The following is an 8485-nucleotide window of genomic DNA, read 5'->3' as shown; positions in this document are numbered from 1 at the left end:
GGCGGGCGGGCGCCCACGCGGAGAACACGGTGACGACGAAGCCCAGCACCAACGGGGTGACGACCGACATCGGCGTGAGCGCGAGGCTGCCCGAGGGGATGCCCAGGTCGAAGGCGTCGAGCACGGCGAAGATGACCCTCGCCAGCCCGAACCCGGCGAGCACGCCGATCGCGGAGCCGACCAGACCGGTCAGCGCGGCCTCGGCCAGCACGGACCGGGTGAGCTGGCCCCGGGTCGCGCCGATCGCCCGCAACAGGGCCAGCTCGCGCAACCTCTGCGCCACCAGCATGGAGAAGGTGTTGTAGATGATGAACGTGCCCACGAGGAGCGCGATCAGGCCGAAGGCGACGAAGAAGTAGTTGACGAAGTCCAGGATGGTCGCCAGCTGCGCGGAGAGCCTCTCCTTGACCTCCTCGCCCGTGCTCACCTCGTACTCGGGGAACTCGGCGGCGAGCGTGTCGCGGATCTCCTCCTGGCTCACGCCGGGGACCGCACGGACGGCCACGTTCGTCGCGTTCACACCGTCGGTGAACAGGGCGCGGGCCTGGGCGGGGGTGAACCCGACCCCGACGTAGCCGCCGACGTCGGTCTCCGAGGAGTAGGCGCCCACGATCGTGACGTCGATCATGCCCTGCGAGGTGGTGTACACCCGCGCGGAGTCGCCGATCGCGAGTCCCGCGTTGTCCAGCACCGACTCGGGGAGGACGACCTCACCGTCCGCGTCCGGGGCCCGTCCGTCCGAGATCCAGCTGCTGCTGCCGACGGCCTGATCGGGCTCGACCCACTCCAGTCCCTCCGACGGGGCGCCGCCCGACTGATAGGGCGTGCCGTCGGCGTTGAACAGCACCACGGTGCCGGTCACGCCCGGGGTGACGGCCTCGACACCCGGCAGCTCGAGGGCGCGCTCGGCGACCTCGAACGGCACCCCGCCACCCCGGGGGTCCTCGGGTTCGATCATCGCGGACAGGTCCTGCGTCCCCTGGTCGAGCAGCCCGTCGAACGTGTTCTTGAGGGTCGAGGTGAACACGAGCGAGCCGGTGACGAACGCCGTACCGAGCACCACGGCGAGGACGGACAGGACCAACCGCAGCTTGTGCGCGGCGATGTTGCGCAGGGACACACGGAGCATGGGCCGGGAATGGCTGGGCGCGCGACCCGCGGCGTGACGGGCGGACATCACCCCTCCTCGAGCGCGCCCATGGCCGCCAGGATCTCATCGGAGGTGGGGTGGGAGAGCTCCCGCACGACCTTGCCGTCGGCGAGCAACAGGACGCGGTCGGCGTAGGTCGCCGCGCGCGGGTCGTGGGTGACGATCACTACGGTCTGCTGGAACTCGTCCGCCGCGCTGCGCAGGATCGACAGCACCTCCGCCGACGAGGTGGAGTCGAGGTTGCCGGTGGGCTCGTCGCCGAACAGGATGTCCGGGCGTCCCACCAGGGCTCGGGCACAGGCGACGCGCTGTTGCTGCCCCCCGGACAGTTCCGAGGGGCGGTGTGAGAGCCGGTCGGCGATCCCCAGCCTCCCGATCACCTCGTCGAACCACTCCCGGTCGATCGAGTGGCCCGCGATGTCCTGGGGGAGTGTGATGTTCTCCTCGGCGGTCAGGGTGGGGACCAGGTTGAAGGACTGGAACACGAATCCGATCCGGTCGCGGCGCAGCGCGGTGAGTTCCTTGTCCGCCAGGCCCACGATCTCGGTGTCGCCCACCCGGACCGAGCCCGAGGTCGGCCGGTCCAGTCCGGCCATGCAGTGCATCAGCGTGGATTTGCCCGACCCGGACGGCCCCATGATCGCCGTGAACCGTCCGCGCTCGAACGAGGCGCTGACGTGGTCGAGCGCGCGGACCTCGGTCTCGCCCTCGCCGTAGGTCATGACGAGGTCGGTGGCGACGGCGGCGAGGTCCGCGCCCTCCGCCCGGTGCTGGGTCTCGGCCTGCGTGGTCATGTGCTCCCCTGGATCGTGGTGGTCGACCTAAAGCATGCAGGAGTTCGGAGCGGGTGCCGATGGGGGATGGCCCCGATCTTTCGCCGGGGTCCTCCCCGACGGCCACTCCTCGAGCGATCTGCGGGTCCGGAACCGGCGAGGGGCCCCGGAGACGGGATCGGTGAACTCGAGCGTCTCCGCGAGCAACTGCAGGGGCCGGGAGAAATCCCCGGGGGTGATCGTCCGCACCCGCGGGTACAGGTCGTCGCCGAGGATCGGTGTCCCGAGGGCGTTCATGTGCACTCGCAGTTGGTGCGTGCGTCCCGTGGTGGGCTCGAGGCGGTACAGACCGAGCGGGGGACCCGGCTCCCCCTGCCCGGGCTCACGGACGTCGAGCAGGGTGATGCGGGTGTGGGCGTCCGGCGGGCCGTCCACCTCGGCGGCCTGCAGCACCCCGCGCGTCTTGGCGATCCGGCTGGACCGCTCCCGGACGCGCGGCGTCCCGTCCGGGGCCGGGGCCACGGCCAGATAGGTCTTGGCGACCCGCCGGGCGGCGAAGAGGTCCTGATAGGCGGCCCGGAAGGCGGGGTCGACGGTAAACACCAGGACCCCGGCGGTGAGTCTGTCGAGGCGATGCGCCGGCGCCAGGTCCTCCAGCCCGAGGTCGCGGCGGAGCCGCACCAGTACGGTCTGGGTGACGTGCCCCGCGCGTGGGGTGGTGGCGAGGAAGTGCGGTTTGTCGACGACGACGAGGCGGTCGTCGGTGTACAGGACCTCGATCCCGAAGGGCACCTCCACCTCCGGCTCGGGTGTCCGGTAGGTCCACACGTCCATCCCACGGCGCCGCCGGGTGGTGTCGGTGACGGCCTCACCGTCGGCGGTCACCACCTGCCCGCCGGCGAGGGCCGCCTCGAGCTCGTCGAGACGGTCGGGAAACCTCCGGCGCAGTTCCTCGGGGATGCTGCGGGGCCCCCGTCCGGGGTCGGCGAGCCGGATCCGGACCGGGTCCACGCCGTCACGCAACGGCAGCGGCCTTCGCGGACGTCCGGGATTCGTCATGTGCGGAGTCTAGTCGCTGGGTTACACTCACCTCTCGCCAGAGGCACCTCACGCGCCACTTGGACGCCAGCTGCCCCGTTCACACCAGGAGCATCCATGATCGACGCCGTTGTCGACTTCTTCCTCTTCGGCCCCGGCCGCGCCTTCCTCCCGGCGTTCCAGGGCAGCTTCAACATGGCCTACCCTGCCAACGCCCCCTTCCCCGACGGGATCTAGGCTCACCCGTCCCGAGAACGCATCGGGGATCCGGACACGGCGGTATCCTCGGGGTATGGCTTCACTCGAGAATTCCGTGATCGTCGGCATCGACGGTTCAGCCGCCTCGACCGGCGCCGTCGCCTACGCAGCCCACACCGCCGCGACCCGGCGGATCCCGCTCGTGCTGGTCACCAGTTACACGATGCCGGCCGCCATGTTCGCCGAGGGCATGGTCCCGCCCCAACCCGTGTACGACGAGTTGGAGAAGGAGTGCCAGCCGATCGTCGAGCAGGCCCGGGCCACCGCCCTCAAGGTCGCCCCGGACATCGAGGTCTCGCACGCGATCGTCGAGGGCAACCCCTCGCAGGTCCTGATCGACTACTCCCGCAAGGCCAAGATGGTCGTCCTGGGCTCGCGCGGACTCGGCGGGATCAAGGGGATGGTCCTCGGCTCGGTCTCGGCGTCGGTGGCCAGCCACGCGTTCTGCCCGGTCGTGGTGACCCGCGAGGACACCGACGACCTCGACCGGACAGGTCCTGTCGTGGTGGGCGTCGACGGGTCGGAGGTCAGCGCCAAGGCCACCTCGTGGGCGTTCGCCGAGGCGTCCGCGCGTGACACCACACTGATCGCGGTGCACACCTGGATGGATCCGCAGGTCCAGGCCGCCGCAGCGGGGATCGCGCTGACCGACGACGACTGGCGGCAGCTCGAGGAACAACAGCTGGAGACCCTGTCCGAGCGGCTCGCCGGATTCTCGGACCGCTACCCCGATGTCAGGGTGGAGCGGGTCGTCACCCGCGATCGTGCGGTCCGGGCCCTGGTGGAGCAGGCCGAGGACGCCCAGCTCGTCGTCGTCGGATCCCACGGGCGGGGCGGATTCACGGGCATGGTCCTCGGCTCGACCAGCCGGGCGCTGCTGCAGGCGTCGCCCTGCCCGGTGATGGTCGTGCGTCCGGAGTCGCACTCGTGAGCGCTGGCGAGGATGTCCGGGTGAGGCGCGACCCCGCCGCCGGCCGCTTCGAGATCGTGGTCGACGGCGTGGTGGCGGGTTTCGCGGACTACAGCGACGCGGACGGCGTCAGGACGTTTCCGCACACCGTGGTCGATCCCGAGTTCGGCGGCCGCGGTCTGGCCGGTCGGATGATCGGGGAGGCACTGGAGGCCACCCGCGACGAGGGACTGCGCGTTCGCCCCGCCTGCGCGTTCGTCGAGCGGTACGTCGAGAAGCACCCGGAGTCGGCGGATCTCGCCTGAGGATCCTGCTCACATGACACCTGAGGCGCGGGTGAGTAACGAATAAGCGACGATTAACCCCACAGACGGTCCCACCGGAGGCGTTCCGGGAGCAGACGTGTTCTCCTGTGAGGGCGGCCCACGCCTGGGCCGCGTACGACTCTCGGGAAAGGACACACCACCATGCTGTGGAGCATCATCTCCTGGATCATCGTCGGTGGCCTCGCAGGCTGGATCGCCTCCATGATCATGGGCAAGAACGCCCAGATGGGCCTGGTCGCCAACGTCCTCGCAGGTGTGGTCGGCGCGTTCGTCGTCGGCCTCCTCGTCTCACTCGTCAGCGAGGGCGGCGGGATGCCGGAGGCCTTCTCGATCTGGGGCTTCGTCGCCGCGATCGTAGGCGCGTGCCTGGTCATCTGGCTCGTCTCTCTGGTCAGGGGCCGCGGACGCACCCGCGTCTGACGACGCACTGCCACAGGAGACGCACGACCTCCGGACGAGTCCGAACGGCCCGGCCCCGCACGACAGGGCCGGGCCGTTCGTCTCCTCACCCGCGAGCACCTGACGAAAGGACCGGACATGGGCCTGATCGACAAGATCAAGAACATCGGCAGGAACCCCGCCACGCTCAACTCGGCCGTCGCGAAGACCGGGGACTACCTGAACGACAAGGTCGGCGGCGCGAACAAGAGACAACAGAACACCGGAGCCGACGGCCCGGACAGTAGCCCGGCCCACGACCCAGCAGACGTGCAGGCCGACGACACCGTCACGGGTGACCGCCCTCCCGCCGGGGGACAGCCCCCGGCGTGAACCGGGCCATCGGGGCCGGTGTCGCCTGACACGGCACCGGTCCCGCCGGGACCGCGGTGCCAGCCGATAGTCTGTCACCTGTGACGAGCGCACGGTCGACCAAACCCGGACCGCGGGAGCGGCTCCTGGCCACGTCGACTCGTCTGTTCTCCACCGACGGGATCCGGGCGGTCGGCATCGACCGGATTCTCAGAGAGGCCAAGGTCGCCAAGGCCAGCCTCTACAACACATACGGCTCCAAGGACGAGTTGGTCGTGGCGTACCTCAGAGCCATGGCCGATCGGGACCGCGCCCTGTGGCAGCGACGGGCGGACGCCGCGCCCGATTCGCGAGGGCGCATCCTCGCCCTGTTCGACCTCGTCCGCGAGCGTGTGGAGCCGGCGACCCCCGGGTCGTGTCACCTCGCCGCCGCCATCGAGTTCCCCAGCCCCTGCACCGACGGTGAGCGCGCCATCCGGGAGGCGGTGACCGACCAGCGGGCGTGGGTCGCGTCCACGCTCCGCTCCGAGCTCGCCGGCATGGGACTCGAGGACCCCGACAACATCGCCGACCTGGCGGATCGGTTGGCGATCCTCCATGACGGCTCCGTCACGGCGGCCATGCTCGGCGAGGTGGAGACCTCGGCGATGACGGCACGCAGCATGGCCGAGCTGATCCTGGGGATGGTCACGGAACCGTCGTGAGGCGCGCGGCGGGTGTGCTGGGAGAGGTGCTGGTGACGCTCGGCGTCGTGCTGGCACTCTTCGTGGTCTACCAGGTGTGGTGGACGGATCTGGACGCGGCGCGCGCCCAGTCCGCCGCCGACGCCGACCTGGACCGGCGGTGGGACACGACGGACAACCCACGGATGCGCGGCCGGGTCGCGGAGGACGGGGACCCGGCACCGTCCGGCCTCGCGGACGGGACCGCGTTCGCCCGCATGTACATCCCGGCGTTCGGCTCCGACTACCGGTTCGCCGTGGTCTCCGGGACCAGCGACGCGGCTCTGGAGACCGGGCCCGGACACTACACCGGGACACAGGGCCCGGGGGAACCCGGCAACTTCGCCGTCGCCGGTCACCGGGTGGGCCGTGGCTCGCCGTTCAACGATCTCGACGCCCTTCGCTCCTGCGACGCCCTGGTGTACGCCACCGCGGACAGGTGGCTGATCTACCGCGTGCTGCCCGTCGACGCCCCGGATCCCGACTCGGCCCGCGAGCAGGCCGCCGAATGTCTGCCCGCAGACCTCGCCGACCGCGCGACGTCAGGGAGATACGAGGGGCTGTCCGGGATGTCGGTGGTGCGACCGGAGGACGTGTGGGTGATCGACGCGGTGCCCGGACGCACCGAGCCCCCCTCCCCCGAGCTGCTGCCGCTGACGACGCTCACCACGTGCCATCCACAGTTCTCGGCCGCGGAGCGGCTCGTCGTGCACGCCGTGCTCGAACGAAGTGAGCCGCGGGTGGCCGGCGAGGTCCCCGTCGAGTTGGGGGGCCGGTGATGTACGCCCGCCTCTACCGCAGCCTGCCCGGCCCGACGCCGGTCCGGATCGTGCTGCTCGTCGCGCTTCTCGCGGCGGCGGTGCTGCTCCTCATGGAAGTGGTGTTCCCCGCGGTCGAGTCACTCATGCCGTACTCGCACGTCGCCGTCGACCCGGCAACCTGAGTCAGTCGGCCACGCGGGGCGCGACGAGTTCGGCCACCCGCTGCACCTTGACCGACTGCTCTTGCGTGGACTGCACCGCCAGGACCTGAGTGCCTCGGGCCAGGACCACCAGAGCGCCCCCCGGGCCACCGGTTCGCCCACCGGTCCACCCACCCTCGACGTCCGAGCGCTCGGACTCACCGACCGGTGCCGAGCCGTCCACCAGCTCGGTGGCCCGCTCCTCGGACGCGACCGAATACACGGTCGTCGTCAGCTGGACCGCCCCGTCCGCCCCGTAGAAGAAGCAGGCAGCGGGATCCACGCGGTCATCGATCCGCACGTCGGTGGCCAGCTCGCCGTTGAGCCTCGACGCCTCATCGATGGACAGGTACGGGCACTGCTCACGTGTCACGGGTTCTACCTGGGGGATCTCCGGCTCGCTGGTCTCCGGCGGCGCGGTCCGGATGGTCCCCATCTCCGGTGCCGGCTCGCCGTCGCCACCGCCGCACCCCGCCGACACACCGAGCAGGACGACGGCCGTCGGGGCGAGGAAAGTCGTGGCGGCGATACGCATGATGCCCAGGATAGGACCCGACCCCCTGGGTAAGGTCATCACCACCGAACGGAGACGACCCACACGCACCGACGACCGACGGGGAGGCGCCACATGTCCGGCCCATCCACGCACGGACAAGGCGCCGACCGCGTCGGGAGACGCCGCCGCGAGCTGCGCGAGACCATCTCCTCCGTCGCACTGGACCTCGCCCTCGAACGGGGACTCGACGCGGTGACGGTGGACCAGATCGCCAAGGCCGCCAACGTCTCCCGCCGCACGTTCTTCAACTACTTCCCGTCCAAGGCCGCCGCGTGCATCCCGGACGCTTTCCCCCCGGACCGCGACGCGGTGCGCCTGTTCCTCACCGACCGGTCCGTGTCCACGATGACCGCACTCACCCGGCTGTTGTGGCTGCAGGTCTCCATGGCCCGGCAGGAGACCCCTCTGTTCAACCGGTTCCACGACATGTGGCGGCAGGAACCGGGAATCCGCACCGAGGTGTACGCGATCCTGTCGCGCACCGAGGAGGAACTGGCCGCGCTGGTGGCCCGCAGAGAGGGCAGCGAGCCCGGGTCTGTGGAGGCAGCCACCGTCGCGGCGGCCTCGATCGCGATCGTCCGGGTGGCGGTCGAGCAGTGGCGCACCGACGAGTCGCCGACTCTGCTGGAGGACCGGATCAGAGAGTCGTTCGACGCCGTCATCCGAGCGACCGAGATCGTGCCCGGCGAGGCCTGAACCCGCGCGGACGGGTGTTCGCGGACCGGTCGGGAGCCTCCATCGAGCCACGACATCGTAGGATCGGTCCATGCGATCGCAGCGACCCCGCACCGCCCCGGGGGGACGAGTCGCCCTCGCGTCGGCGGCGTCTGCCGCGGTGCTGGCAGTCGCGGGGTGCTCCGCGTCCGGCGTCGGGGGTAACGGCGAGACGGGTCCACCCCGGATCTCGCCGGCGCCACAGCCCGAGGTCGCCGCCGCGATGGTCGAGGGACGCCCCGCCCCCGACGACCGGTTGAACGCCTGCGAGCTCCTCGATCTGCCGACCGATGAGCTGATCGAGCTCACCGGTGCCGACATGCCCGA

General features: G+C 70.7%; 12 protein-coding genes and 1 pseudogene. 9 read left to right on the top strand and 4 right to left on the bottom strand.

What is annotated here, in order from left to right; genetic code table 11:
• The 3 genes from G6026_RS09860 to G6026_RS09850 form a co-directional block, all read right to left on the bottom strand.
• The coding region (locus tag G6026_RS09860; RefSeq protein ID WP_241728007.1) for an FtsX-like permease family protein at positions 1-1177 on the bottom strand (1177 nt) is incomplete at its 3' end.
• On the bottom strand, positions 1177-1944 hold the full coding sequence (locus tag G6026_RS09855; RefSeq protein ID WP_182613062.1) for an ABC transporter ATP-binding protein: 768 nt from the start codon (positions 1942-1944) through the stop codon (positions 1177-1179). The genes G6026_RS09855 and G6026_RS09860, both read right to left, overlap by 1 nt.
• Positions 1945-1971: 27 nt before the next feature.
• On the bottom strand, positions 1972-2982 hold the full coding sequence (locus G6026_RS09850; protein ID WP_182613061.1) for a pseudouridine synthase: 1011 nt from the start codon (positions 2980-2982) through the stop codon (positions 1972-1974).
• A 271-nt stretch (positions 2983-3253) separates the two neighbouring features.
• On the opposite strand from G6026_RS09850, the gene G6026_RS09845 reads away from it, so the two are divergent.
• From G6026_RS09845 to G6026_RS09815, 7 genes are all read left to right on the top strand, one after another.
• The gene (locus G6026_RS09845) at positions 3254-4150 is read left to right on the top strand and encodes a universal stress protein (RefSeq protein ID WP_182613060.1); all 897 of its coding nucleotides are present in this window, start codon (positions 3254-3256) and stop codon (positions 4148-4150) included.
• On the top strand, positions 4147-4434 hold the full coding sequence (locus G6026_RS09840; RefSeq protein ID WP_182613059.1) for a GNAT family N-acetyltransferase: 288 nt from the start codon (positions 4147-4149) through the stop codon (positions 4432-4434). Before G6026_RS09845 ends, G6026_RS09840 begins: the two co-directional genes overlap by 4 nt.
• Before the next feature lie 162 nt (positions 4435-4596).
• Complete coding sequence (locus G6026_RS09835) at positions 4597-4875, top strand: GlsB/YeaQ/YmgE family stress response membrane protein (RefSeq protein WP_107757507.1); 279 nt, start codon at positions 4597-4599, stop codon at positions 4873-4875.
• Between the two features lie 117 nt (positions 4876-4992).
• Entirely contained in the window at positions 4993-5226 is a 234-nt protein-coding gene (locus G6026_RS09830; RefSeq protein ID WP_182613058.1) for a hypothetical protein, read from the top strand.
• Between the two features lie 80 nt (positions 5227-5306).
• Complete coding sequence (locus G6026_RS09825) at positions 5307-5909, top strand: TetR/AcrR family transcriptional regulator (RefSeq protein WP_182613057.1); 603 nt, start codon at positions 5307-5309, stop codon at positions 5907-5909.
• Positions 5906-6706, top strand: coding sequence for a class E sortase (locus G6026_RS09820; RefSeq protein ID WP_309230215.1), 801 nt, complete (start codon positions 5906-5908; stop codon positions 6704-6706). Before G6026_RS09825 ends, G6026_RS09820 begins: the two co-directional genes overlap by 4 nt.
• Complete coding sequence (locus G6026_RS09815) at positions 6706-6870, top strand: hypothetical protein (protein WP_182613056.1); 165 nt, start codon at positions 6706-6708, stop codon at positions 6868-6870. Before G6026_RS09820 ends, G6026_RS09815 begins: the two co-directional genes overlap by 1 nt.
• A 1-nt stretch (position 6871) precedes the next feature.
• Here the strand turns inward: G6026_RS09815 and G6026_RS09810 are convergent, their stop codons facing one another.
• Positions 6872-7423, bottom strand: coding sequence for a DUF2020 domain-containing protein (locus G6026_RS09810; protein ID WP_228549452.1), 552 nt, complete (start codon positions 7421-7423; stop codon positions 6872-6874).
• Positions 7424-7516: 93 nt separating this feature from the next.
• On the opposite strand from G6026_RS09810, the gene G6026_RS09805 reads away from it, so the two are divergent.
• The gene (locus G6026_RS09805; RefSeq protein WP_182613054.1) at positions 7517-8140 is read left to right on the top strand and encodes a TetR family transcriptional regulator; all 624 of its coding nucleotides are present in this window, start codon (positions 7517-7519) and stop codon (positions 8138-8140) included.
• A 70-nt stretch (positions 8141-8210) separates the two neighbouring features.
• Positions 8211-8485: pseudogene (locus G6026_RS09800) on the top strand (hypothetical protein); the annotation flags it as partial.

This window comes from Dietzia sp. DQ11-38-2, assembly GCF_014145055.1.
Taxonomy (GTDB): domain Bacteria; phylum Actinomycetota; class Actinomycetes; order Mycobacteriales; family Mycobacteriaceae; genus Dietzia.
Note: the sequence above shows the minus strand (reverse complement) of the source record. Positions and strands in the feature narration are given on the sequence as shown.

What these genes read in the sequence shown, in the direction of transcription:
- G6026_RS09850 (WP_182613061.1), bottom strand. Translation starts at nt 2,982, where the DNA reads ATGACGAATCCCGGACGTCCGCGAAGGCCGCTGCCGTTGCGTGACGGC.
- G6026_RS09830 (WP_182613058.1), top strand. Translation starts at nt 4,993, where the DNA reads ATGGGCCTGATCGACAAGATCAAGAACATCGGCAGGAACCCCGCCACG.
- G6026_RS09810 (WP_228549452.1), bottom strand. Translation starts at nt 7,423, where the DNA reads ATGCGTATCGCCGCCACGACTTTCCTCGCCCCGACGGCCGTCGTCCTG.
- G6026_RS09855 (WP_182613062.1), bottom strand. Translation starts at nt 1,944, where the DNA reads ATGACCACGCAGGCCGAGACCCAGCACCGGGCGGAGGGCGCGGACCTC.
- G6026_RS09805 (WP_182613054.1), top strand. Translation starts at nt 7,517, where the DNA reads ATGTCCGGCCCATCCACGCACGGACAAGGCGCCGACCGCGTCGGGAGA.
- G6026_RS09835 (WP_107757507.1), top strand. Translation starts at nt 4,597, where the DNA reads ATGCTGTGGAGCATCATCTCCTGGATCATCGTCGGTGGCCTCGCAGGC.
- G6026_RS09845 (WP_182613060.1), top strand. Translation starts at nt 3,254, where the DNA reads ATGGCTTCACTCGAGAATTCCGTGATCGTCGGCATCGACGGTTCAGCC.
- G6026_RS09815 (WP_182613056.1), top strand. Translation starts at nt 6,706, where the DNA reads ATGTACGCCCGCCTCTACCGCAGCCTGCCCGGCCCGACGCCGGTCCGG.